The 24,271-nt window shown below is 67.9% G+C and carries 18 protein-coding genes and 1 tRNA gene; 6 read left to right on the top strand and 13 right to left on the bottom strand.

What is annotated here, in order from left to right:
* Window positions 1–53 precede the first annotated feature (53 nt).
* Together CQ045_RS03315 and CQ045_RS03320 are read left to right on the top strand one after the other, a co-directional pair.
* Window positions 54–1,379, top strand: a complete 1,326-nt coding sequence (locus CQ045_RS03315) for a nitrate/nitrite transporter (RefSeq protein WP_105721228.1) — start codon at window positions 54–56, stop codon at window positions 1,377–1,379.
* An 18-nt stretch (window positions 1,380–1,397) separates the two neighbouring features.
* Complete coding sequence (locus CQ045_RS03320) at window positions 1,398–2,585, top strand: DUF4232 domain-containing protein (RefSeq protein ID WP_105721229.1); 1,188 nt, start codon at window positions 1,398–1,400, stop codon at window positions 2,583–2,585.
* A 24-nt stretch (window positions 2,586–2,609) separates the two neighbouring features.
* Here the strand turns inward: CQ045_RS03320 and CQ045_RS03325 are convergent, their stop codons facing one another.
* The 7 genes from CQ045_RS03325 to polA all read right to left on the bottom strand — a co-directional run bounded on the left by CQ045_RS03325 (window position 2,610) and on the right by polA (window position 11,908).
* On the bottom strand, window positions 2,610–3,422 hold the full coding sequence (locus tag CQ045_RS03325) for an arginase family protein (RefSeq protein ID WP_105721230.1): 813 nt from the start codon (window positions 3,420–3,422) through the stop codon (window positions 2,610–2,612).
* Between the two features lie 82 nt (window positions 3,423–3,504).
* Complete coding sequence (locus CQ045_RS03330; RefSeq protein WP_105721368.1) at window positions 3,505–4,251, bottom strand: SUMF1/EgtB/PvdO family nonheme iron enzyme; 747 nt, start codon at window positions 4,249–4,251, stop codon at window positions 3,505–3,507.
* Between the two features lie 28 nt (window positions 4,252–4,279).
* Window positions 4,280–5,035 carry an SGNH/GDSL hydrolase family protein gene (locus CQ045_RS03335; protein WP_181156423.1) on the bottom strand — a complete coding sequence of 252 codons (756 nt, stop codon included), beginning with the start codon at window positions 5,033–5,035 and terminating at the stop codon, window positions 4,280–4,282.
* Between the two features lie 32 nt (window positions 5,036–5,067).
* The gene (locus tag CQ045_RS03340) at window positions 5,068–6,420 is read right to left on the bottom strand and encodes an MFS transporter (RefSeq protein ID WP_105721231.1); all 1,353 of its coding nucleotides are present in this window, start codon (window positions 6,418–6,420) and stop codon (window positions 5,068–5,070) included.
* A 47-nt stretch (window positions 6,421–6,467) separates the two neighbouring features.
* Window positions 6,468–7,502 (bottom strand): LLM class flavin-dependent oxidoreductase, encoded by a 1,035-nt coding sequence (locus CQ045_RS03345; RefSeq protein WP_105721232.1) that lies wholly within the window; start codon window positions 7,500–7,502, stop codon window positions 6,468–6,470.
* A 54-nt stretch (window positions 7,503–7,556) separates the two neighbouring features.
* Window positions 7,557–9,233 carry a DUF885 domain-containing protein gene (locus CQ045_RS03350; protein WP_105721233.1) on the bottom strand — a complete coding sequence of 559 codons (1,677 nt, stop codon included), beginning with the start codon at window positions 9,231–9,233 and terminating at the stop codon, window positions 7,557–7,559.
* Between the two features lie 41 nt (window positions 9,234–9,274).
* On the bottom strand, window positions 9,275–11,908 hold the full coding sequence (polA, locus tag CQ045_RS03355; protein ID WP_181156424.1) for a DNA polymerase I: 2,634 nt from the start codon (window positions 11,906–11,908) through the stop codon (window positions 9,275–9,277).
* A 45-nt stretch (window positions 11,909–11,953) separates the two neighbouring features.
* On the opposite strand from polA, the gene CQ045_RS03360 reads away from it, so the two are divergent.
* Entirely contained in the window at window positions 11,954–12,382 is a 429-nt protein-coding gene (locus tag CQ045_RS03360) for a hotdog fold thioesterase (RefSeq protein ID WP_105721235.1), read from the top strand.
* On the opposite strand, the gene CQ045_RS03365 is transcribed toward CQ045_RS03360, so the two are convergent.
* Both CQ045_RS03365 and CQ045_RS03370 read right to left on the bottom strand, forming a co-directional pair.
* Window positions 12,357–12,920, bottom strand: a complete 564-nt coding sequence (locus CQ045_RS03365; RefSeq protein WP_105721236.1) for a GNAT family N-acetyltransferase — start codon at window positions 12,918–12,920, stop codon at window positions 12,357–12,359. The genes CQ045_RS03360 and CQ045_RS03365 overlap by 26 nt on opposite strands.
* Window positions 12,921–12,924: 4 nt before the next feature.
* On the bottom strand, window positions 12,925–13,545 hold the full coding sequence (locus tag CQ045_RS03370) for an ANTAR domain-containing response regulator (protein ID WP_017830602.1): 621 nt from the start codon (window positions 13,543–13,545) through the stop codon (window positions 12,925–12,927).
* Window positions 13,546–13,644: 99 nt separating this feature from the next.
* Here CQ045_RS03370 and CQ045_RS03375 point away from each other — a divergent pair.
* The 3 genes from CQ045_RS03375 (at window position 13,645) to CQ045_RS03385 (ending at window position 16,010) form a co-directional block, all read left to right on the top strand.
* A tRNA-Leu gene (locus CQ045_RS03375) sits at window positions 13,645–13,727 on the top strand.
* Window positions 13,728–13,806: 79 nt separating this feature from the next.
* Window positions 13,807–14,610 carry a hypothetical protein gene (locus CQ045_RS03380; protein ID WP_105721237.1) on the top strand — a complete coding sequence of 268 codons (804 nt, stop codon included), beginning with the start codon at window positions 13,807–13,809 and terminating at the stop codon, window positions 14,608–14,610.
* Window positions 14,611–14,750: 140 nt separating this feature from the next.
* Entirely contained in the window at window positions 14,751–16,010 is a 1,260-nt protein-coding gene (locus CQ045_RS03385) for an alpha/beta fold hydrolase (protein WP_105721238.1), read from the top strand.
* Window positions 16,011–16,015: 5 nt separating this feature from the next.
* On the opposite strand, the gene CQ045_RS03390 is transcribed toward CQ045_RS03385, so the two are convergent.
* From CQ045_RS03390 to gltB, 4 genes are all read right to left on the bottom strand, one after another.
* Window positions 16,016–16,606: a triacylglycerol lipase gene (locus tag CQ045_RS03390; RefSeq protein WP_258130941.1), complete on the bottom strand. Its 591-nt coding sequence runs from the start codon at window positions 16,604–16,606 to the stop codon at window positions 16,016–16,018.
* A gap of 175 nt (window positions 16,607–16,781) precedes the next feature.
* The gene (gene pyk, locus CQ045_RS03395) at window positions 16,782–18,230 is read right to left on the bottom strand and encodes a pyruvate kinase (protein WP_105721239.1); all 1,449 of its coding nucleotides are present in this window, start codon (window positions 18,228–18,230) and stop codon (window positions 16,782–16,784) included.
* Window positions 18,231–18,288: 58 nt separating this feature from the next.
* The gene (locus CQ045_RS03400; RefSeq protein WP_105721240.1) at window positions 18,289–19,755 is read right to left on the bottom strand and encodes a glutamate synthase subunit beta; all 1,467 of its coding nucleotides are present in this window, start codon (window positions 19,753–19,755) and stop codon (window positions 18,289–18,291) included.
* Window positions 19,748–24,271, bottom strand: a complete 4,524-nt coding sequence (gene gltB / locus CQ045_RS03405) for a glutamate synthase large subunit (RefSeq protein ID WP_105721371.1) — start codon at window positions 24,269–24,271, stop codon at window positions 19,748–19,750. Before gltB ends, CQ045_RS03400 begins: the two co-directional genes overlap by 8 nt.

A 24,271-nucleotide genomic window follows, 5' to 3' on the forward strand; every position in this document is an offset into this window, starting at 1 on the left:
CGACATCCGGTCTCTGGTCGGAGCGCGCACCTCCGCAGGAGTAGCGTTGAAGGGTGTCGCAGGTCTCCCACTCCCCCGTCTCCACGCCGGGATGGCGCGCATGGGTGATCTGGTCCGTCGGAGTCGCCGCCTACGTCCTCGCCATCACCAACCGGACGTCGCTCGGAGCGGTCGGCGTCGAGGCTGCCGAGAGATTCCAGGCGGATGCTTCAACTCTGGCCCTGTTCGCCGTGGTGCAGCTGGCCGTGTACGGCGGAATGCAGATCCCGGTCGGCGTCCTCCTCGATCGCTTCGGATCTCGACCGATCATGACGGTCGGCATGCTGCTCATGGCGGCCGGTCAGCTGACGATGGCCCTCTCCCCCAGCATCGGCGTGGCGATCGCCGCGCGCGTCCTGCTCGGCGCCGGCGACGCGGCGATCTTCCCTGCCGTGCTGCGTCTCGTCGCGACCTGGTTCCCTGCGCAACGAGGACCGATCATGGTCCAGTTCACGGGGATCATCGGCCAGACGGGCCAGCTGATCGCTCTGGTCCCCCTCGCCGCGATGCTGCACGCCACGACCTGGACGATCACGTTCGGGAGCATCGCCGGACTCGGCGTGCTGTTCACCATCCTCGTCGCGCTGGTGATCCGCAATCACCCGGCCGAGCGCGGCGCCGACGTCACCGTGAACACCGACACGGGAGTCATCCGCGTCGTCACCTCGGCGATCGATACGGGCGTCGGCATCCGCGCCGCCTGGGCGCACCCGGGTACGCGCCTGGCGTTCTGGTCGCATTTCACGACACCGTTCGCGGGAACGGCATTCGTGCTGCTGTGGGGAATGCCCTTCCTGACGGCGGCTGAAGGCCTCGACACCCCCCACGCCGCAGGCATCATCTCCGTATATGTCGTTGCGGGCATGCTTCTCGGCCCGGTCATCGGAGATCTCTCGCGGCGTCTCCCGAACCATCGCTCCCTCGCTCTCGTCCTCCCGGCGGTCGGCGTGCAGATGGCGGCGTGGATCGCCGTCATCTCCCTCCCGGACACGGCGCCGATCTGGCTTCTGTACGTACTCGCGGTCGCTCTCGCGACCGGTGGCCCTGCGTCGATGATCGCTTTCGATCATGCGCGGACCCACAACCCGAGCCACCGGTTGAGCACGGCCACCGGAGTCACGAACGCGGGCGGCTTCATCGCGGCGCTCATCGCGATCTTCCTGATCGGGCTCGCCCTCGATGTGCAGGGAGCAGGCACTCCTGAGACGTACTCGCTCGATGCCTTCCGCATCGCTTTCCTCATGCCGATCCCCTTGTGGCTCATCGGCACCGTGTTCATCCTGGTCGAGCGGAAGCGGACACGGATCCGGATGGGCCTCGATCCCGAACGGCGCCGCTGAGCCCTCATAGGATGAGGCGTGACCTCCGCGCCTCCCCTACCCGTCCCCTCCTCCGTCCCGAGCCCGGACGGACGCCTCCGGCGTCTGCTCCGCTCGCCCGGCATCGTCGCCGGGCTCATCCTCTCCGCTCTCTGGGTCATCTCCGGCGGGGTTGCGCGGATCGCCACAGCGGACATCATCGTGACGCGTCTCGTCAGCTTCCTGGGCGTCGGCTGGGTTCAGACGCAGGAATGGCTGCTCCCGGGGTTGTGGACTCCGCTCTCCCTCCTGGCCGCATCCGCCGTACTCACGACGGTCACCTGGTTCATCGCCGCACGGGGTGCTCGCCGCGGGAACGCTTTCCTCGTGCTGTGGCTGGCCGCGATCCTCGCGGGGACGGTCCTCGGCCTGAGCTTCGACCTGACCCGGGTCCTCACCTTCATCCCCGACTTCGGCATGCGCGGTCTCACCGAGGCCGTCGTCGAGTCCGCGCCCATCACCACATACTGGGGCGCGGTCGTCGGCTGGATCCCGGCCCTCATCGTCTCCCGCCGGATGAAGCGGGATGACTTCGTCACGCCGAGGACGCTGGTCTCGGTGGGCGCAGTGCTCGTGAGCATCGTCGTGCTCGTCGTCGTCAGCTTCTTCGGCTACGAAGCCAGGCAGGCCGACGTCATCCGCCAGAATGCCGAGGAACAGGGCCTGAGCGCGGAGGACGGCGCCTACCCGGACCCGGGTGCGGAAGGAGACCCTGTTCCCGACACCGCACCGGGAGCCGCGGAACCGGACCTCGAACCGGGCTGGTGCACGAGCGACAACGCCATGCTCCTGCTCGGCGGCGCCGACGCGGCGACCGGACACCGCATCCAGGTGATCCATCTGATGAACTTCACCGACGAGCCGTGCATGATCGAGGGCTACCCTGACATCGCGTTCGCGGATCAGAACGGGAACGAACTGAACGTCTCGGTCGCTCGCGGCTCGTCATTCATGTCGGAGGATCCCGGTCCCACCCTCATCACGGTGCCGGCCCAGGGGCAGGCCAAGACCACCATCTCGTGGGACGCGAACTCCACGAACGGGGAACTGGTCGCGCGACAGCTGTACGCCGCCTCGCTCGCCGGTCTCCCCCGCGGTTCCTGGCCCGTGGAGCTGGATGTCGTCGAAGACTCCGAGGTCACGATCAGCGCCTGGCAGGTGGACACGACCGCAGGAAGCACTCCATAGGCTGAGGGGAGTCGCCGCGCCCGATCAGCCGAGCAGATGCTGGACGGTCTCCAAGACCAGTTCGACACTCACGCGCTCCGGAACCTCCGCGTCGCCTGCTTCGAACTCCGCGAGTTCGACGCCGCGCACCGCCCCGGATGGCAGAGCCGCGAAGATGGCGGCGATCTGATGCGGCAGCAAGCCGCCTCCGACCCGGTAGGCGGCGGGGATGTAGCCCGGCTCCAGGACGTCCCAATCGACATGGATCCACACCGGACGTCCGGCCAGGAGTTCGCGGACCCGTTCCGGCGTGCTCTCGGACGGAGCGAGCACGGTCACGCCCGCATCGGCGAGAAGCTCAGCCTCCGCGGGATCGATGTCGCGACCTCCGACCACGACCACCTGCTTCGGATCGATGCCCGAACCGTGCCCACTGTCCCAGAGCCCGCACGCCGCGGCGAGGACCATGCCGCCCAGATAGCCCGAGTCGGTGGTGTCGGGGGTGTTGAAGTCACCGTGGGCGTCGATCCAGAGCAGAACGGCGTCAGGATGGCGCTCGGCGACGGTCGGCAGGGTTCCCAGGCTCGCGGCGCACGTGTTCGTGACCAGCAGCGGTGTCGTCTCCGCCGTGATGGCGTCCTCCACAGCGGTGCGCAGGCCATCCAGGGTGGCGGTCGCCTCAGGGAGCGCGCGGGACCAGTCGTCGACGACGCTCGGTGTCGGTGTGCCGACGATCACGGGATCGAGGTCGAGCAGAGTCGAGAACGCCTCGCCCACAAGTCGGGCCCCGACGAGCGCGCCGTCGGTGCGATCGGCGACGCGACCTTGAGAGACGATGAGCGAGAAAGCGGGGGTCATGCCTCCAGCCTTTCATCCGTTCACCTCCGAACAAAACGCGGAGCGTCAGGGCTGAACCTCGCCCTGAGGGGCCGCGGCGACGTCAACGACGGCGCGGCGTCCATCCCGACGGCAGCGGACCGTCTTGCGCGGCACGCTCCCGATCTTCCCCGGCCGACCATCCCTGGGCCTCGTCCAGAGTGTCGAACGCGCCCCGGGCGAGGCGAAGACCGACATCCTCATGGTGCATGCGGGGCGCTCCCCCGCGGCGGACGGACGCGCGCACGCTCCAGGCATCGTCAGCGAACCCGCCGCCGCGAAACACCCGGTACTCGTCGTACCGGGCGGGGTCGAGCAGATCCCAGCACCACTCCCAGACGTTGCCGAGCGTGTCGAAAAGTCCATTCAGGTTCGGCAGCTTCCCACCGACGTTCTGCGGAGACCGCACGCCGTCGGCACTCGTCCATGCCGCCTCGGCGAGCGGTGCGTAGTGCGGTCCGGTCGAACCTGCGCGACACGCATACTCCCACTCCGATTCCGTCGGGAGCCGGTAGCCGTCCGCGGTCGTGTCCCAGGTCACGTCCTCACCATCGAAGAGGTAGACGCGATCGAGGCCCTCCCACTCGGACGCCGCATTGCAGAAGTGCACCGCTCTGAGCCAGCTGAGGTCCGCCGCGGGGCGATTCGGATGCCGCGCCGGAATACCGAGCACGTCAGCGAACTGCTCCTCGGTCACGGGGTAGACCCCGATCTCGAACGGCGCCAGGACGACCTCCCGCTGCTGTTCCCGGCGCGCATCCCGCAGGGTCAGCACTCCGGCAGGTATCCGTGCCAGCTCGAAGTCGGTCATGGCCCGGTCCGCAACGGCCGGATGCACGTCACGAGGGTACTCTCTCGACCCAGCTGGGGTACTTCGCCGCCCGACCATCGCCGGAAGAGGTCCGTGTCACCCTGCGGCGCACCCAGGGCCCGACGAACTCGCGGTAGTAGGCAAGTCCGGACGGCCCGGCCCCGAGCCGATCATTCGGCGCCCACCACGTCTCCTGCGGCTCGAAACCCAGAGCATGCAGGACGCGTGCGGCCACGCGGTGATGGCCCGATGCGTTCATGTGCAGGCGATCGTCGGCCCAATAGGCACCTCGGGACAACTCACGATCCGGCCAGTTGAGGGCTCGGATCACGTCCGGTCGATCTTCGATCCGCCGAAGCACGGCCTCCGAGAGGAGGTCACCACGACGCTGCACGAGAGAACCCATCGGAAGCTGCCCGCTCGGATTCGCACCAGAGAGCACGATCATCGTCACGCCCTCCTCGTCGCAGCGGCGCAGCACTCGGCTGAAGGCGTCGGCGATGTGCTCCACATCGGTGCGGGGACGCAGCATGTCGTTGCCCCCGCCGTTGAACGAAAGATGCGTGGGCCGCAGCGCGAGCGCCGGCTCGAGCTGCTGCTCGACGATGGGCCAGGCGAGCTTGCCTCGGATCGCGAGATTCGCATACTGGATCGAATGTCCTGCCGCGTCCGCCCATCCCTGGGCGGCGAGATCCGCCCACCCGCGCTCACGCCCGTCGGGAAGGACGTCGCCCACTCCCTCCGTGAACGAGTCGCCGATCGCCACGAAACGCACATCTGCCATCAGGCAAGCCTATTGCGCGCGCAGACAGTGGGTCACCGATCGTCGAGCGCCATGCCGCCCCGATCGACGAGCCCCCACGCCGCCGCGGCCGCCGCGAGGAAACAGAAGCCGAACACGGCGAACAGCAGGGGTGCTCCCCCGGCGACGAGCAGAACGGGAACCGACAGCGGCGCCACGATGGACGCGATCCGCCCCACGCCCGCAGCCCACCCTGCGCCCGTTCCTCGCAGAGACGTCGGGTAGATCTCCGGCGTCACCGCGTACAGGGCGCCCCATGCTCCGAGGTTGAAGAACGACAAGGCCATCCCCGCAGCGATGATCGCCACCTCGGTGGTCGCTGTGCCGAAGACCACGGCCGATACCGCGGATCCGAGCAGGAAGACCGAGAGGGTCACCCGTCGTCCCCAGACCTCGATCAGCCAGGCGGCGACCGCGTATCCCGGCAGCTGTGCGAGAGTGATGATCAAGGTGAAGCCGAAGGACTTCACCAGGTCGAAGCCGGCATCGACGAGGATGCTCGGGATCCAGATGAACGCGCCGTAGTACGCGAAGTTGACTCCCAACCAGACCAACCACAGGCAGAGCGTCCGCAGTCGGAACTCCGGGTTCCACAACGTCGCGAGCCGTGCTCGCGCCGTCACCGCGATCGCGCGGGATGCGGGCTCCTTCCGAATGGCCGGTGCGGTGACGATGCCGGCATCCGCCTCGAAGGCGGACACGATGCGATCGGCTTCGGCGATGCGTCCACGTGACGCGAGCCAACGGGGCGATTCCGGCATGCGCCAGCGCACGAACAGGGCGTAAACGGCGGGAATCGCCCCGAGCGCGAACGCCCAGCGCCAGCCGTCCGCGGAAGCCGGTATCACGAGGAACCCGATCACGGCGGCGGCCGTCCAACCCAGCGCCCAGAACGCCTCGAGCACGACGATCAGGCGTCCACGGATGCGGGCGGGAGCGAACTCGCTCACATACGTCGATGCGACCGGGAGCTCTGCGCCGAGGCCGAGTCCGACGAGGAAGCGCAGCACCAAGAGCGCGGCGATGCCGCCCACCAGCGCGCTGGCTCCCGTGGCGACGCCGTACACGAGCAAGGTGAGCGCGAACACCTGCCGTCGTCCGAAACGGTCTGCGAGGAGTCCGCCGAGCGTGGCGCCGATGGCCATGCCGATGAAGCCGACGGAGGCGATCCAACCGGCCTCACCCTTGCTCAGCCCCCACTGCTGCGTGAGCGCGGCGAGGATGAACGAGATCAGGCCGACGTCCATCGCATCCAACGCCCAACCGAGACCGGAGCCGGACAGCAGACGGAGGTGACGGCGCGTGAACGGCAGGACATCCAGGCGCTCGGCCAGCGATTCGCGGCTCGGCAGGGCGGTGTTGGCCATGCTTCACATCGTAGGGCCGCGCGGCGGACGGATCGTGCTCGATGTCGTCAGTCGCGGGCGGCGAGGATCTTCCGCACCCGCGGGATCACCTCGGTGCCGTAGAGCTCGATGCTGCGCAACATCGACTCGTGAGAGAGAGTCCCGGTGGCGTACTTGAGATCGAAACGTCCGAGCCCCAGCGTCGTGATGGTGTCGGCGATCTTCGCTGCGACCCGCTCGGGCGAACCAGCGTAGATCGCACCCTCCGGGCCCACATCGTTCTGGAACCGGGCACGGCTGTACGCAGGCCAGCCGCGTTCGCGGCCGATCGTGTTGTTCATCGCCTCGAAACCCGAGTAGGCGGCGTCCCAAGCCTCGGCATCCGTCTCGGCGATGTGCCCGGGCGAATGCACCGAGACCGGGTGGGAAGCCGTACCGAACGATGCCACGGATCGGTGGTAGAGGTCGACGAAGGGCTTGAACCGATGGGCCGGTCCGCCGATGATCGCGAGCATGAGTCCCAGGCCGTGCCGGGCGACTCGGACCACGGACTCGGGGCTGCCTCCGACCCCGACCCAGGTGCGCAGGCCCTTCTCGGTCTTGGGGAAGACGTTCGCATCCTCCAGCGAAGCCCTCATCGTTCCCGACCAGGTGACCGGCTCCTCCTTCAAGAGCTCGACGAAGAGCTCGAGCTTCTGCTCGAAGAGCGCGTCGTAGTCACGGAGGTCGTAGCCGAACAGCGGGAAGGACTCGATGAAGGACCCGCGTCCGAGCACGACCTCGGCGCGGCCGTTCGACAGCGCATCGAGGGTCGAGAACCGCTCGAAGACACGCACAGGATCGTCGGACGACAACACGGTCACCGCCGTGCCGAGTCGGATGTGCTGGGTGCGGGCTGCGATGGCAGCCAGCACCATCTCGGGCGCGGACACCGCGAACTCCTTGCGGTGGTGCTCCCCCACGCCGAAAAAGTCCACGCCGACGGTGTCGGCGAGTTCTGCCTGGGCCACGACGTTGCGGATCGTCTGGGCGCCAGTGAGGAGCTCTCCGTCCGCGTCCCTGGTGATGTCCCCGAACGTGTCCAACCCGAATTCGATGCCCATGTCATCCCTTCCTATTCAGATGCATGAACACGCGGTGGTCGGACCGCATTCCCGTCAGCGCGGAAGGAGCGCGGAGCGCAACGTGTCGAGGCCGACGCCACCGAGGTCCAGGGCCCGCTTGTGGAAGTCCTTGAAGGAGAAGTCGTCTCCCTGCGCGGCTCTGACACCGTCACGTACCTGCTCCCAGATGCGCTGCCCGACCTTGTAGGAAGGCGCCTGACCCGGCCAGCCGAGGTAGCGGTTGACCTCGAACTGCACGAACTGGTCCGACATGTTCACGTTCTTCCGGAGGAAGTCGAGCGCATAGTCGGCATCCCACATCCCGGTGCCGTCGAGGCGCGGCTTGCCGAGATGCACGCCGATGTCGAGGACGACACGGGCCGCGCGCAGCCGCTGCCCGTCGAGCATGCCGAGACGGTCGGCAGGATCGTCGAGGTAGCCGAGCTGCTCCATGAGTCGCTCGGCGTAGAGAGCCCAGCCTTCGGCGTGACCCGAGGTCCCGGCCAGCAGGCGACGCCAGGTGTTCAATTCGGCCCGGTTGTACACTGCCTGCGCGATCTGGAGGTGGTGGCCGGGAACACCCTCGTGGAAGACCGTCGTGAGCTCACGCCACGTGTCGAACTCCGTCACACCCTCCGGAACCGACCACCACATGCGTCCGGGACGGGAGAAGTCGTCCGTCGGGCCGGTGTAGTAGATGCCGCCCTCCTGTGTGGGGGCGATCATGCACTCGAGAGTGCGAATGGCATCCGGGATGTCGAAGTGCGAGGCGCCCAACTCGGCGACGGCGCGGTCGCTCGTCTCCTGCATCCACTTCTGGAGGGCCTCCGTGCCGACGAGCTTGCGAGCGGGATCCGCCTCCAAGTGGGCGACGGCCTCTTCGACGGACGCGCCGGGCAGGATCTCGTTCGCGATGGCGGTCTGTTCCGCGACCATGCGTGCGAGCTCCTCGCGACCCCACTCGTATGTCTCGTCGAGGTCGATCGTCGCGCCGAGGAAGCGCCGCGAGTTGAGCGCGTACAGGTCGCGGCCGACGGCGTCGACATCTCCCGCGGCCGGCGCGAGTTCCTCGGCGAGGAACCGACGCAGTTCGTCGTAGGCAACGCGCGCAGCCGCCGAATTGTCCGCGAGGGTTCGGGCGAGAGAAGCGGGCAACTGGCCCTCATCGGGATCGGCGTTCGCCACGAAGGCGGCGAAGAAGCCGTCGTCCGCGGTGTACCGATCGATCTGGGTCGCCACCTCGGTCACCTGGCGACGCGCCGGAGTGACGCCCTCGGCGATGCCTGTGCGGAGCGTCTCGACGTAGCCGCGGAGGGCTCCGGGAACAGCAGCGAGACGCGTGGCGATGACGTCCCAGTCGTCCACCGTCGCGGTGGGCATCAGGTCGAACGCCGACCGCACGTCCTGTGCGGCGGAGGCGATGACGTTGAGGTCACGCAGATGCCATTTCGCGTCGTGGAGCTCGAGATCCAGTCGAAGCTCGGCGCTGAGGTCGGTCTTGGTCACCTCGTCGATGCCATCGACAGGCTCGAGCGCCGACAACTTGTCCAGAGTCGTCCTGGTCGCGGCGGCGATCTCCTCGTGTCCGGCGGGGCTGAGGTCCCCGAACCGGTCGTTCACCTCGTCACGACCGATGTAGGTGCCGAGAGTCGGCGCCAGAACAGCGATCGTGTCGACCCATTCATCGGCGACGGCGTCGATGGCAGAGGGAGTGCGGGGTGCTGAAGTCATAGCTGCCAGCCTAATCCCCGACTCCCTCCCGCACCGGGACCTCAGTGCGCGGCTTCGTTCCAATCCTTGCCGCGCCCGACCTGGACGTCGAGGGGCACGGACAGGGCGGCGGCGTCTCCCATGCGTGCGCGCACGATGCGCTCTGCGGCGTCCCACTCCCCCGGCGCGACCTCGACGACGAGTTCGTCGTGGATCTGCAGGAGCACCCGCGAGGCGAGCTGCTCAGAGCGGAGATCGTCATGGATGTGCAGCAGCGCGATCTTCATGATGTCGGCTGCGCTGCCCTGGATGGGAGCGTTGAGTGCCGCACGTTCGGCATTCTCGCGCAGCACACGGTTGGGGCTCGCGAGGTCGGGGAACGGTCGGCGGCGCCCGAAGATGGTCTCGGTGTAGCCGACCTCTTTCGCCTTCATCACGGAAGCGCGGAGGTAGTCCCGGACCGCGCCGAAGCGCGCGAAGTACTCGACCATCAGCTGCTTGGCCTCGGACTGCTCGATCCGCAGCTGCTTGGAGAGGCCAAAGGCCGAGAGCCCGTAGACCAGGCCGTACGACATCGCCTTCACCTTCGTGCGCATCGCGGCGGTCACCTCGCTCGGCTCGACTCCGAACACCCGGGCGCCCACGAAACGGTGCAGGTCTTCGCCGCTGTTGAAAGCCTCGATGAGACCTTCGTCGCCGGAGAGGTGCGCCATGATGCGCATCTCGATCTGCGAGTAGTCCGCGGTGAGGAGAGCCTCGTAGCCCTCGCCGACCTCGAATGCGCTGCGGATGCGGCGGGACTCCTCGGTGCGCACCGGGATGTTCTGCAGGTTGGGGTCGGTGCTGGAGAGACGGCCGGTCTGGCTTCCGGTCTGCACGTAGGTCGTGTGCACGCGGTGGTCGTCTCCGATCGCCGTGTCGAGCGACTCGATGATCTGTCGGAGCTTCGTCGCCTCGCGATGCTGCAGCAGCAGGCTGAGGAACGGGTGCGGGTTGGACTCCTGCAGATCTGCCAGCACCGCGGCATCGGTCGAATACCCCGTCTTGGTCTTGCGTGTCTTCGGCAGCTGCAGGTCTTCGAACAGGACTTCCTGCAGCTGCTTCGGCGAGCCGAGGTTGAACTCGCGCCCGACGACGGAGAACGCCTCCTGCGCGAGGCCCTCCGCGCGGGTCGCGAGCTCACCGGAGAACGTCGACAGCACCTCGTGCGAGACCGCGACACCCGCGACCTCCATGTCGGCGAGGGTGAGCAGCGTCGGCAGCTCGATGTCGACCAGGACCGTGGCGACGGACTCGGGGATGTCTTCGCGGAGAGCGTCGGCGACCCGCAGAGCGAACCACGCCTCCTGTGACGGCGTCGCGCCCTCGGTCTCGGGCACGAGCTGTGACGGGTCGGCTTCGGGCAGCTTCTCGCCGAGGTAGCGTTCGACCAGATCGGCGAGCGTCTTGTCGGGGAAGCTCGGACGGAGCAGCCAGCCGGCGAGACTCGTGTCGTAGGCGAGGCCTCCGAGGCGGATACCCTGGCGGATCAGCGCCTTCACCTGCGGCTTCGCATCGTGGAGCACCTTCGGCTCATCGGACTCGATCCATCCGCGCAGCGCGTCGGCGGCGGCATCCGTCCAGTCGGTCTCACGGACCTCGGTGAGGGTGGCGGCACCGATGCGCACCGGCACACCGCCCTGGGTCGTGACGCGGAGCGCGACGTCGCCCTCTTGCGCCGTCGCCCACGTTGCGAGCTCGACGGGCGTCACCTCTTCCGGGACGGGAAGGACCACGACCGATGCGGGGTCGTCGGCGACCTCTCCCGCTCCGACGGCCTCGAACACCCGCGGCAGCAGGGTGCGGAACTCCAGGCGCGCGAAGATGTCGCGCACGGCCTGGGCGTCGATCGGCGCGACCGCCAGGTCTGCAGGCCCGACCGGAAGCTCGACGTCGGTGAGCAGGCGGTTCAGCTTGCGGTTACGGCGGACATCGTCGATGTGGTCGCGGAGGTTGCCGCCGACCACGCCCTTGATCTCGTCGGCGCGAGCGATCAGATCGTCGAGGGAGCCGAACTGCGTGAGCCACTTGACCGCGGTCTTCTCCCCCACCTTCGGCACACCGGGGAGGTTGTCGCTGGTCTCGCCCACGAGAGCGGCGATGTCGGGGTACTGCTCCGGCCTCACACCATAGCGTTCCTGCACAGTCGCCGGATCGTAGCGCTTGAGCTGCGAGACACCCTGCACCGACGGGTACAGCAGCGTGACATCGTCATTGACGAGCTGGATGGTGTCGCGGTCACCCGAGACCACGAGCACGTCGAAGCCCTGTTCGGCGCCCTGCGAGGCGAGCGTCGCGAGGATGTCGTCGGCTTCGATCCCCTCTTTCGTCAGGACCGGGATCGACATCGCGGCGAGGCAGTCCTGCAGGAGGGGGATCTGGCCTTTGAACTCCTGCGGCGACTCCGATCTCGTGGCCTTGTACTCGGGGTACTCGTCGGTGCGGAACGAGTGACGCGAAGTGTCGAAGGCGATCGCGAGATGCGTCGGCTGCTCGGCCTTGATGAGGTTGACCAGCATCGACAGGAAGCCGTAGATGCCGTTGGTGTGCTGGTTGTCCTTGGTCGTGAAGTTCTCCACCGGGAGGGCGAAGAAAGCACGGTAGGCGAGCGAGTGGCCGTCGACGACCATGAGGGTAGGCTTTGCGGAGTCCGTCACCCTGTCAGCCTAACGAGGACGACAGACACCCGCTGAGGAGGATGCATGAGCGACGTCGCGACGAGCGAGGGACTCGACTGGGCCACGGCCCGCGGAATGGGCGCTCTGGCCGAGAAGATGGGCATGGAGTTCGTCGAGTTCAGCGTCGAACGCTGCGTCGCGACCATGCCGGTCGAGGGGAACACGCAGCCCGTCGGACTCATGCACGGCGGCGCCTACGTGGTGCTCGGCGAGTCCCTCGGCTCCATGGCGGCGAATCTGCACGCCGGTGCCGGACGACTCGCGGTCGGCGTCGACATCAACGCGACCCACACGCGTTCGGCGACCTCGGGCGTCGTCACCGGCGTCTGCACGCCCGTGCACCTGGGGCGCAGCATCACCGTGCACGAGATCGTGGTCACCGACGATCAGGGCCGCCGATGCTCGAGCATCCGGATCACCAACATGATCAAGGATGCTCCCGCCGCGCGCTGAGCGGTTCCTCCAGCAGCAGCTGGAACAGCAGGTGGTCCTGCCACTCCCCCGCGATGCGGAGATACTTCGGTGCGAGGCCGATCTTCTCGAAGCCGTTTCCGAGCAGCACGCGTTGAGAGCCGAGATTGTGCAGGAGCGTCGCGGCCTGGAGTCGATGGAGTCGGAGCTCGGCCCGCGCGTAGTCCGCCACCTGCGCGACCGCGCGGCCGGCGAGTCCCCGTCGGAGGCGGTTCACGTCGATCCAGTATCCGAGATCAGCGCTCCAGAACGCCCCACGGACGACGTTGTTGATGTTCATCCGTCCGCGGATCTCGCCATCATCGGACTCGATCACGAAGCGGATGCTGCGGCCCGCCGCAGCATCCTCGACGCACTGCTGGACGTGCTGCTCCTGCGATGCGACGGTGAAGAACGCATCCGTCCGCGTGGGTTCCCACGGCGCGAGATGCTCGCGATTGGAGAGGTACGCTCTCGAGAGCGCCGCCCCGTCGCCGAGACGGACCGGGCGCAGGATGTGCTCGGCGTCGAGCCGGAACACCGCTCTACTTCTTGGGAGCGAGCTGCTCGATGATCGCCTTCGCGACGTCCTGCATCGTCAGACGGCGGTCCATGGACGCCTTCTGGATCCAGCGGAACGCTTCCGGCTCGCTCAGGCCCATCTTCTCGTTGAGGAGGCCCTTGGCACGATCGACGAGCTTGCGGGTCTCGAAGCGCTCGACCATGTCGGCGACCTCGGCCTCGAGCGTGATGATCTGCTCGTGACGCGCCAGCGCGATCTCGATCGCAGGGAGAAGGTCGTTCGGGGTGAAGGGCTTCACGACGTAGGCGAGTGCACCGGCCTCGCTCGCACGCTCGACGAGCTCCTTCTGGCTGAACGCCGTGAGGAGGACGACGGGTGCGATGTTGCCCTTGTGCAGCTTCTCGGCTGCGCTGATGCCGTCGAGCTGAGGCATCTTGACGTCCATGATGACCAGGTCGGGGCGCAGCTCGGTCGCGAGCGCGACCGCAGTCTCGCCGTCACCGGCCTCACCGACGACATCGAAGCCGTTGTCGCGGAGGATCTCGACGATGTCGAGGCGGATCAGCGACTCATCCTCGGCGACGACGACGCGTCGGGGGGCGGATGACGTGGGCTGTTCGGCCTGCTCTTCTTGCTCTGTCACAGAACCATCCTAGTGGAGTGCTCCGTGAGCAGGCTGTAGGTGCTCGGCGCGGAGGACCGTGCCCCTCCCCTGCGCTAAAGTCGTAGACGCGACACACGAGCCGGCGTGGCGGAATGGCAGACGCGGAGCACTCAAAATGCTTTGTCCGAAAGGGCGTGTGGGTTCGAGTCCCACCGCCGGCACTGTGAGAGACGGATTGCCCTCCCTCGACCCCCGCTGACTTCCCCTGCTGCTCGACCGCGCGGTGCTGATCGGATCCTGATGCCCACCCGCAACCGGCGGGCCGCGATCATCGTCGCGGCAGCCTCGGCCCTCGTCATCGCGACCGGCACCACCGTCGCCGCGACTGTCGCCGCCGCCGAGGCCGCGGAGACGGAGCGCCTGTGCGCGGTCTCGACCGAGGGCGCTGCGCGGGCCGCCGACACGGCGGCGCGCTCCCTGACCGCCGCCGCCGATGCACTCGCGGCCGTTGAGGTGATCGATCTGCCGGAGAGCGATGGGTGGTCGAGCACCGAGTACGCCGACCGCCCCGGCCGCGATGCCGTCGAGGCCACCGAAACGACCGCGGCGCTCCCCGGTCGCCCGAGCGGCGCCCGGCTCACCGCGGCGGTGGCCGATGCGCGCACGTCACTCGAGGGCATCGACACCCCGGCGACATGCGGCACGCGTGAGGACGCCTCCGCCATCAGCGCGGCGGCGAAGGAGACGGACGCGGCCGTCGTGGAGCTGGATACTCGCGTCCGTACTCTGACTGCCGATTTCGCGGTCTTCCAGGACGAGGAGAGGGCCCGTATCGCGGCCGAGATCGAGGCCGCCCGCATCGCTGCGGAGCAGGAGGCCGCACGTCTCGCGGCTGAGGAGGCCGAACGCCAGCGGCTGGCGGAGGAGGCCGCACGCCGATCGACCCAGAACGGCGGCGGCAACGGCAACCGGGGCGGCTCGGCCCCGTCCTCACCCGGCGGATCCAAGCCCTCGGGACCTCCCGGAGGCGGCCAGGTGGGCGACGGCAACAGCAACGGAGTGTCGGTATGCGACAACGGCATGGGCGGCACCAGGCCCTGCTGACTCCTCCCGAACGATGACCCCGCCTCTCCGACCGGGACTGCCGTTCGCCGGCGGGCTCGCTCGACGGAAGCAGTCGCCTCCACCACCATCCGCGCGAGGAACCCTCCCGCGGGTGCCCATCCATGCGCTAGACATTCCTCATGCACAACGATGACGCCGTACCGGCTGCCCACGCCCGGCGCCCGCGACGTGGACGACGCGCGTTCGTCATCATCGGCGCTGTCCTCGTCGTCGCCCTCGTGCTCATCGCGGCCGAGGTCACGCGCAGGACGCTCGCCGAGCAGGACGACCTCCGAACGGATCCCGCCTTCTACGCCGTTCCCACTCCCCTACCGGAGGGCGAGCCGGGCGAGATCATCCGCATCGAGGCGATCGCCAGCGCACCGGTCGGCACGAACGCCTGGCGCGTCGTGTACCACTCGCGGGACATCGCCGGAGAGGACATCCCGGTCTCCGGTATCGTGATCGTTCCGGACGGACCCGCTCCTGAGGGCGGGCGCACCGTGATCGCCTGGGCGCACCCGACGACGGGCGCCGCGACGAGATGCGCGCCGTCGCTCGGCCTCGATCCCTTCCAGGACATCGAGGGGATGCACGAACTCCTCGCCGAGGGCTATGCCATCGCCGCCACCGACTATCCCGGACTGGGCGTCGAAGGAGACTCGTCCTATCTGCTCGGCGTCCCCGAATCCAACAGCGTGCTCGACATGGTCAGAGCGGCCCGCGAGATCGACGACGCCCGCGTGAGCGAGCATCTCGTACTGTGGGGACACTCGCAGGGCGGCCAGGCCGTGCTCTTCGCCGCCGAGCGGGCTGCGGAGTACGCACCGGAGCTGAAGCTCGAGGGGGTCGCGGTGGCGGCGCCGGCGGCGAACCTGAACGCCCTGATGACGGACGACATCGTGAACCTCTCCGGCGTCACGATCGCTTCCTTCGCGATCCCGGCGTACGAGGTCGCCTACGCGGATACCTACTCGTCGAGCGCGATCACGGCGATCCTGACCCCCGCAGGTCTCGAGGCGACGCCGGATATGGCCGCGCTTTGCCTGCTCACCCAGAACGAGGAGATCCACGAGATCGCGGATCCTCTCGTCGGCGCATACGTCACCAGCGACCCCGCCAGCACTGAACCCTGGCAGACGATGCTTGAGGAGAACAGCGCGGGGAACAGCCCCATCAGCGTGCCGGTCTTCGTCGGACAGGGAGAAGCCGACGAGCTCGTGCTCCCGAGCGCCACCGAAGGCTACGTGAAGCTGCTGTGCTCGCAGAACGCGGATGTCACCTTCCACCGCTATCCGGATGTCACACACGGTCTCGCCGCCTACGCCTCGCTTCCTGATCTGCTCCTCTGGCTGCCGACGCTGGGGTCCCAGCGTTCTCCCGGCGACGGCTGTCGCTGAGCGACCTACTCCGCGAGAACCGCCAGCTCCGCCAGGACGCGAGGATGAGCGAGGATCCGGAAGTGTCCGCCGGTGTCGAGCCGCACGTTCCTCGCGCCGGCGAGCTCACTCCCCTCCGGGATGTGCGGGTCGAATCCGGCGTAGATCGACACGATCCTCTCGTTGACCGTGAGCTGCTGGGCGAGGCTCACGATCGAGGGGTCGTCCGGCGAGAACTCCCGAAGCGTCCGCGACAGCATCAGCCGGGCGTAGCGCGAGCCGCCGAAAGGCGTCGCGATCGCCAGCATCGACCGTACGCGCGTCTGCGCGCCCCCCGTCATGACGACCTTGCCCGCGAGGCCGCCCTTGCTGTGCGCGACGAGGATCACATCGGTCAGGTCGCGATGATCCAGGTACTCCTCGACGCGGCGGGCCATGTCGACCACCGGACGCTGATTCCGATGGAGCGTGTCGACGATGTGGACCGGGTGTCCGCGTTCGTGTAGCGCGGTGACGAGCGGCTGCATGAACTTCCAGGTCTCGTAGACCCCGGGAAGGACCACGATGTGCGCCCCAGTCCCCGAGGAGAAGGACGCGGGGTCGGTGCGATCGAACATCGCCCGCACCTGCCAGTAGCCGGCGTACAGGTAGTCGGCGGCCCACCAGCCGGCTTTTCTCAGCACGCCGATGACGTGCTCCTCGGACGGTGGTGCGGACCCATGAGTGCAAACTACCCGACATGCACGACAGAGGGGGCGAGACCGAAGTCCCGCCCCCTCTGGATGCTGTTCGTCAGACGCCGGCCTTGTAGATCGGCGCGGCACCGCGGATCGCGTCGCCGACCTTGTGCACGCGAAGGTCGTTCGTCGATCCGATGATTCCGGGAGGGGAACCGGAGATCACGACGACCTTGTCCCCTTCTTCGGCGAGGCCGTTGCCGAGCAGGTACTCGTCGACCTGGTGGTACATCAGGTCGGTGTGCTGCACCATGTCGACCAGGGTCGAGCGGATGCCCCACGTGAGCGCCATCCGACGACGGATTCCGGGCTCCGGCGTGAACGCGATCATCGGGATGCGCGAGCGCAGACGCGACAGGCGGCGAGCGGAGTCGCCCGACTGCGTGAACACGCAGAGGAACTTCGCGTCGACGAACTCGGCGACCTCGAGGGCGGCCAGGGTGATCGCACCGCCCTGCGTGCGAGGCTTCGTCGTGAGGGGCGCGATGCGCTCCAGACCGTGCTCCTCGGTCGATTCGATGATGCGGGCCATGGTCTCGACGACCACGACCGGGTAGTCGCCGACGCTGGTCTCGCCGGACAGCATGACCGCGTCCGCACCGTCGAGCACCGCGTTCGCGACGTCCGAGGTCTCGGCACGCGTCGGAACCGGGCTGTTGATCATCGATTCGAGCATCTGCGTCGCGACGATGACCGGCTTCGCCATGCGGCGCGCGATCTCGACCGCGCGCTTCTGCACGATCGGCACGGCCTCGAGCGGGAGCTCGACGCCGAGATCGCCACGGGCGACCATGATGGAGTCGAACGCGTCGACGATCTCCTCGAGCGCGTCGACGGCCTGCGGCTTCTCCACCTTGGCGATGACGGGAACGCGCACGCCCTCTTCCGCCATGATCTCGTGGACGCGGGTGACGTCGGCGGCGTTGCGCACGAACGAAAGCGCGATCAGGTCGGCGCCGATGCGCAGACCCCAGCGCAGGTCGTCCTCGTCCTTCTCGCTCAGCGCGGGGACGTTGACGGCGACGCCGGGCAGGTTGATGCCCTTGTTGTTCGACACGGCACCGGCGACGATCACCTTCGTGGTGACGGTCACGCCGTCGGTCTCGACGACCTCGACGCGGACCTTGCCGTCGTCGATGAGGAGGAAGTCACCGGGCTTCACATCCTGCGGGAGCCCCTTGAAGGTCGTTCCGCAGATTTCCTTGTTGCCGATGATGTCTTCGGTGGTGATCTTGAAGATATCGCCCTTGGCGAGCTCGTACGGGCCGTTCTCGAACTTGCCCAGACGGATCTTCGGTCCCTGCAGATCGACGAGGATGGCGACCGGACGACCGGCATCCTCGGCGGCACGACGCACGTTGGCGTAGTTGTTCTCGTGCACGGAGTAGTCACCGTGGCTGAGGTTCAGTCGAGCGACGTCCACCCCCGCATCGATCAGTGCGCGCACCGTCTCATAGGTGGAGGTGGCGGGGCCCAGGGTGGCGACGATTTTCGCGCGTCTCAAAGATTTCTCCAGGGTAGAAGTGGGGGAAGGTGAATCAGGCGACGGTGCCGGCCTCAGCCTACGCGGGCTGGAGACCGATCGCGACATCACTCGGACGCACCGGCTCGGGAAGCACGGTGGTGCCCATCAGGAACCGGTCGACGTTCGCAGCGGCCGCACGTCCTTCGGCGATGGCCCACACGATGAGCGACTGTCCGCGGCCGGCGTCGCCGGCGACGAACACGCCCGGAACCGTCGACTCATAGGAGGAGTCGCGGCGGAAAGCACCGCGGTCGGTCACCTGCGGAAGAGTGTCCTCGGTGTACCCGCCCTGCTCGGGGCCGGTGAAGCCCATGGCGATCAGGATCAGGTCGGCCGGGATCTCGCGCTCGGTGCCGCTCTTCGGCACGCGGCGTCCGTCGACGTACTCGGTCTCGGCAACGCGCAGCGCGCGGACCTCGCCGACCTCGTTGCCGAGGAACTCGACGGTCGATGCGAGGAAGACCCGCTCGCCACCCTCCTCGTGCGCAGAGGACACCTCGAACAGGGTCGGCATCATCGGCCACGGCTGGTGGTCCGGGCGTGCATCGCCCGGCTGCTTGCCGATCGCGAGGTTGGTGACGCTGAGCGCTCCCTGACGATGTGCCGTCCCGATGCAGTCCGCACCGGTGTCGCCGCCGCCGATCACGATCACGTGCTTGCCCTCTGCACTGATCTGGTCGGCGACCTTGTCACCGGCGACCGCGTGGTTGGACTCGACCAGGTACTCCATGGCGAAGTGGACGCCGTCGAGATCGCGGCCGGGGATCGCGAGGTCGCGCGGGACCGTGGAGCCCGTCGCGATGACGACCGCGTCGTAGCGAGCGCGCAGGTCTGGCCAGGAGATGTCCTTGCCGATCTCGACGCCCGCGCGGAAGCGGGTCCCCTCCTCCTGCATCTGGCGAAGACGCGACTCGAGCTGCGTCTTCTCCATCTTGAAGTCGGGGATGCCGTAGCGGAGCAGACCGCCGATCCTGTCGTCGCGCTCGAAGACCGCGACGGTGTGCCCGGCGCGGGTGAGCTGCTGGGCGGCGGCGAGACCCGCGGGCCCCGAACCGACGACTGCGACCGTCTTGCCGGTCAGACGCTCCGGCGGCTCCGGCTCGACCCAGCCCTTGGCGAAGGCCTCGTCGATGATCGACACCTCGATCTGCTTGATCGTGACCGCCGGCTGGTTGATGCCGAGCACGCACGAGCTCTCGCAGGGCGCGGGGCACAGACGACCGGTGAACTCCGGGAAGTTGTTCGTCGCATGCAGGCGCTCGATCGCGGCGCGACCCTCACCCCGCCACGTCAGATCGTTCCACTCGGGGATCAGGTTGCCGAGGGGGCAGCCCTGATGACAGAACGGCACGCCGCAGTCCATGCAGCGTCCGGCCTGACGGCGCAGGACCTGCTTGTCGCCGGGCTCGTAGACCTCTTTCCAGTCCATGATGCGCACCGGCACCGGACGTCGTGCGGGAAGCTCCCGCTCGGTCACCTTCAGAAAGCCTTTGGGGTCAGCCACCGGTCACCTCCAGGATGCGGTTCCACACGATGTCGCCGTCGGGGTCGATCCCCTCGGCCAGCGCCTCCTCGCGCATGCTCCGCACGGCGGCGAAGTCACGAGGCAGCACCTTCACGAACTCTGCGGCCGTCTCCTCGAAGCTCTCGAGCAGCGCGGATGCTCGCGGAGACGCGGTCCGCTCGACATGAGCGACGAGCAGACTCCGCAGCACCTCGAGATCCGCACGATCGAGCGGCTCGAGCAGCAGCTCACCACTACCCAGGGACTGCGCGTTCACCTTGCCGGTGTCGAGGGCGTGCACGTACGCCACGCCGCCGGACATCCCGGCGCCGAAGTTGCGTCCGGTCGGGCCGAGGATCACGGCGAGGCCGCCGGTCATGTACTCGAGCGCGTGGTCGCCCACGCCTTCGACGACCGCCGTCGCGCCCGAGTTGCGGACGAGGAAGCGCTCGCCCACGACGCCGGAGATGAACATCGTCCCGGACGTCGCGCCATAGCCGATCACGTTGCCGGCGATCACGTTCTCGTGCGGTGCGATCGAGGAACCGCGCGGCGGACGGATGGTGATGTCACCGCCGGAGAGCCCCTTGCCGACATAGTCGTTGGCGTCACCCTCCAGACGGAGCACGATCCCGGGCGGCAGGAAGGCGCCGAGCGACTGCCCTGCCGTTCCGTGCAGCGTCACGTCGATGGTTCCCTGCGGCAGCCCGGCCGCACCGTGCCGCGAAGTCACCTGGTGGCCCAGCATCGTGCCGACCGCACGCTCGGTGTTGGCGATGGGGAGCTCCACGACGACGGGTTCGCCGTTGAGCAGCGCACCCTTCGCGATGTCGATGAGCTGCACGTCGAAGTGCTTGTCGAGCTCGTGATCCTGGGAGCGACCGCTGCGACGCGGCTCGCCGGCCGGGAACACCGGGCCTTCGAGCACGGGCGTGAGGTCGAGACCCTCCGCCTTCCAATGCTCCACCGCGGCGTTCGCCTCGATGAGGTCGGCCCGGCCGACGATCTCGTCGAGGGAGCGGAACCCGAGTTCCGAGAGCAGCTCGCGCACCTCTTCCGCGATGAACTCCATGAAGTTCACGACGAACTCCGGCTTGCCGGTGAAGCGCTCCCGCAGCACCGGGTTCTGGGTCGCGACGCCGACCGGGCATGTGTCGAGGTGACATACGCGCATCATGATGCAGCCGCTCACCACGAGCGGAGCGGTCGCGAAGCCGAACTCCTCCGCACCGAGCAGCGCCCCGATGATGACATCGCGGCCGGTCTTGAGCTGACCGTCGACCTGCACCACGACGCGGTCGCGCATGCCGTTGAGCATGAGCGTCTGCTGCGTCTCCGCGAGACCGAGCTCCCACGGCGTGCCCGCATGCTTGAGCGAGTTCAGCGGGCTCGCGCCCGTGCCGCCATCATGCCCGGAGACGAGGATGACGTCGCTGAGCGCCTTGGCGACACCGGCGGACACCGCGCCGATGCCGGACTGGCTCACGAGCTTGGTGTGGATGCGCGCCTCGGGGTTCGCCCGCTTCAGGTCGAAGATGAGCTGCTTGAGGTCTTCGATCGAGTAGATGTCGTGGTGCGGCGGCGGGGAGATGAGTCCGACGCCGGCGGTCGCATGGCGAGTGCGCGCGACCCACGGGTACACCTTCGTCGGCGGAAGCTGCCCGCCCTCGCCCGGCTTCGCACCCTGGGCGAGCTTGATCTGGATGTCCTCCGCCTCGGTGAGGTAGAGACTCGTCACGCCGAAGCGACCGGATGCGACCTGCTTGATCGCACTGCGCCGCTCGGGGTCGACGAGACGATCCGGGTCTTCGCCGCCCTCTCCCGTGTTCGACTTGCCGCCGATGCGGTTCATGGCGATCGCGAGCGTCTCATGGGCCTCACGGGAGATCGAGCCGTAGCTCATCGCCCCCGTCGAGAACCGCTTGACGATCGCGGAGACCGGCTCGACCTCGTCCAGCGGGACGGGCTTGCGGGTGCCGGTACGCAGCGTGAAGAGCCCACGCAGGGTCTTCAGCTCCGCCGCCTGGTCGTCGACGAGCTTCGTGTACTCGCGGAAGATGTCGTAACGCCGCGTACGGGTGGAGTGCTGCAGCTTGAAGACGGTCTCCGGGTTGAACAGGTGCGGAGAACCGTCTCGTCGCCACTGGTACTCGCCGCCGGTCCAGAGACGCTCGTGCGCACGCGCAGCGGCGTCCTCGGGGTAGGCGTAGTCGTGACGCGCCTGGTTCTCGGCGAAGATCTCTTCGATGCCGATGCCGCCGAGCTTCGACTCGGTGCGCGTGAAGTAGGCGTCGATGAACTCCTGGCTGAGGCCGATCGCCTCGAAAACCTGAGCGCCCGCGTACGACGAGACCGTGGAGATTCCCATCTTCGACATGATCTTGAGCACGCCCTTGCCGAGCGCGTAGATCAGGTTCTTGACCGCCTTCTCCGGCGTGATGCCGTTGATGTAGCCGGTGCGCACCAGATGCTCGACGGTCTCCATGGCGAGGTACGGGTTGACGGCGGAGGCGCCGTAGCCGATCAGAGTCGCGACATGGTGGACCTCGCGCACATCGCCGGCTTCGACGATGAGACCCACCTTCATGCGGTTCTCGCGGCGGATCAGGTGGTGGTGGATCGCCGAGACCATGAGCAGGGAAGGGATCGGCGTCAGATCTTTGTTGGAGTCGCGGTCCGACAGGATGATGAACTCGGCGCCGTCCTCGATCGCCTCGTCGACCTCGGCGCACATCTCGGCGAGGCGCTCCTGCAGCGTCTGGGGCCCCGCATCGAAATGGTAGAGACCGCGGATGGTCGCGCTCGACCGACCCGGCATGGCCTTGTCGATGTGGCGGATCTTCGCGAGCTCGTCATTGTCGATCACCGGGAAGTCGAGCGACACGGTGCGCGTGTGCTCCGGCCCCCATGAGAGCAGGTTGCTCTCCGGTCCGAGGCCGAGCTTCAGGCTCGTGACGACCTCTTCGCGGATGGAGTCGAGCGGCGGGTTCGTGACCTGTGCGAACTGCTGGGTGAAGTAGTCGAACAGCAGACGCGGGCGCTTGCTGAGGACCGCGATCGGGGTGTCGGAGCCCATCGCGCCGAGAGGCTCGACGCCCGTCTGCCCCATCGGGGTGAGCAGGATGCGCACCTCCTCCTCGGTGTAGCCGAAGGTGCGCTGACGGCGGGTGATCGACGCCGGCGGGTGCACGATGTGCTCGCGCTCCGGGAGCTCAGCGAGTCGCACGGCTCCGGCATCCAGCCATTCCTGCCAGGGATGCATCGTGGCCAGGTCGTGCTTGATCTCACTGTCCTCGACGATGCGGCGCTGCGAGGTGTCGACCAGGAACATCTTGCCCGGCTGCAGACGACCGCGGCGCTTGATGCGCTCGGGCTCGAACTGCAGCACGCCGGTCTCGGACCCGATCACGACGAGGCCGTCGGTCGTCTCGGTCCAGCGCCCGGGGCGCAGGCCGTTGCGGTCCAGGGTCGCGCCCACGAGCGTGCCATCGGTGAAGATGAGGGCTGCAGGGCCGTCCCACGGCTCCATCTGGTTGGAGTGGTACTCGTAGAACGAGCGCAGCTCCGGCGTGATGTCGGCCTGCTTCTCGTAGGCCTCCGGCACCATCATCATGATGGCGTGCGGAAGGCTCCGCCCGGTCAGGGTCAGGAGTTCCAGAACCTCGTCGAACGAGGCGGAGTCGCTGGCGCCGTCGGTGCAGATCGGCAGCAGCGGCGAGATGTCGCCGAGCAGCTCGGACTCCAGCTGCGATTGCCGGGCGCGCATCCAGTTGCGGTTTCCGCCCACAGTGTTGATCTCGCCGTTGTGCGCGAGCATCCGCAGCGGCTGCGCGAGCGGCCACGACGGGAAGGTGTTCGTGGAGTAGCGGGAGTGCACCACGGCCAACTCGGAGGCGAAGCGCTCGTCCTGCAGGTCGGGGTAGAACGGCTCCAGCTGGAGCGTCGTGACCATGCCCTTGTAGCCCAGCGTCCGGGCCGAGAGCGAGACGAAGTAGGCGCCGAGCTCGTGACCGGCGCGCTTGCGCAGACGATAGGCGACGCGGTCGAGGGCGATGCCCGTGAGAGGGGCGTCGGCGTGCGAGGCTCCGCCGGCGCTGACGAACAGCTGCTCGAACGCGGGTCGCGCCTCATCGGCGAGCTTGCCGAGGTTCTCGTTGGCGGTGGGGACCTCGCGCCAGCCGAGGACGCGAAGTCCCTCGGAACGGGCGATCTTCTCGATCCCGGCTTTCTGCTGGCGGCGCTCGCTCGAATCGCGAGGCAGGAAGGCCAGTCCAGCGGCGTACTCCCCCACGGGCGGCAGTTCGAAGCCGACGACTGCGCGGAGGAATGCATCGGGCATCTGCGTCAGGATGCCGGCGCCGTCACCGGTGCCCGCGTCGGAGCCGATGGCTCCGCGGTGCTCCAGGTTGCGCAGGGCCTCGAGGGCCAACGCGATGATGTCGTGCCCGGCTTCGCCGCGCAGGGTCGCGACCATGGCGAGGCCGCAGGCGTCCTTCTCGAACGCCGGGTTGTACAT

Source organism: Microbacterium sp. MYb66, from assembly GCF_002979435.1.
Lineage (GTDB): Bacteria > Actinomycetota > Actinomycetes > Actinomycetales > Microbacteriaceae > Microbacterium.

Bases quoted from the DNA above. Each gene is read 5' to 3' on its own strand.
- CQ045_RS03335 (WP_181156423.1), bottom strand. From the start codon at position 5,035: ATGGCAGATGTGCGTTTCGTGGCGATCGGCGACTCGTTCACGGAGGGA.
- gltB (WP_105721371.1), bottom strand. From the start codon at position 24,271: ATGTACAACCCGGCGTTCGAGAAGGACGCCTGCGGCCTCGCCATGGTC.
- CQ045_RS03330 (WP_105721368.1), bottom strand. From the start codon at position 4,251: ATGACCGACTTCGAGCTGGCACGGATACCTGCCGGAGTGCTGACCCTG.
- CQ045_RS03380 (WP_105721237.1), top strand. From the start codon at position 13,807: ATGCCCACCCGCAACCGGCGGGCCGCGATCATCGTCGCGGCAGCCTCG.
- CQ045_RS03340 (WP_105721231.1), bottom strand. From the start codon at position 6,420: ATGGCCAACACCGCCCTGCCGAGCCGCGAATCGCTGGCCGAGCGCCTG.
- CQ045_RS03350 (WP_105721233.1), bottom strand. From the start codon at position 9,233: ATGACTTCAGCACCCCGCACTCCCTCTGCCATCGACGCCGTCGCCGAT.
- CQ045_RS03345 (WP_105721232.1), bottom strand. From the start codon at position 7,502: ATGGGCATCGAATTCGGGTTGGACACGTTCGGGGACATCACCAGGGAC.
- CQ045_RS03385 (WP_105721238.1), top strand. From the start codon at position 14,751: ATGCACAACGATGACGCCGTACCGGCTGCCCACGCCCGGCGCCCGCGA.
- CQ045_RS03325 (WP_105721230.1), bottom strand. From the start codon at position 3,422: ATGACCCCCGCTTTCTCGCTCATCGTCTCTCAAGGTCGCGTCGCCGAT.
- CQ045_RS03390 (WP_258130941.1), bottom strand. From the start codon at position 16,606: ATGTTCGATCGCACCGACCCCGCGTCCTTCTCCTCGGGGACTGGGGCG.
- CQ045_RS03360 (WP_105721235.1), top strand. From the start codon at position 11,954: ATGAGCGACGTCGCGACGAGCGAGGGACTCGACTGGGCCACGGCCCGC.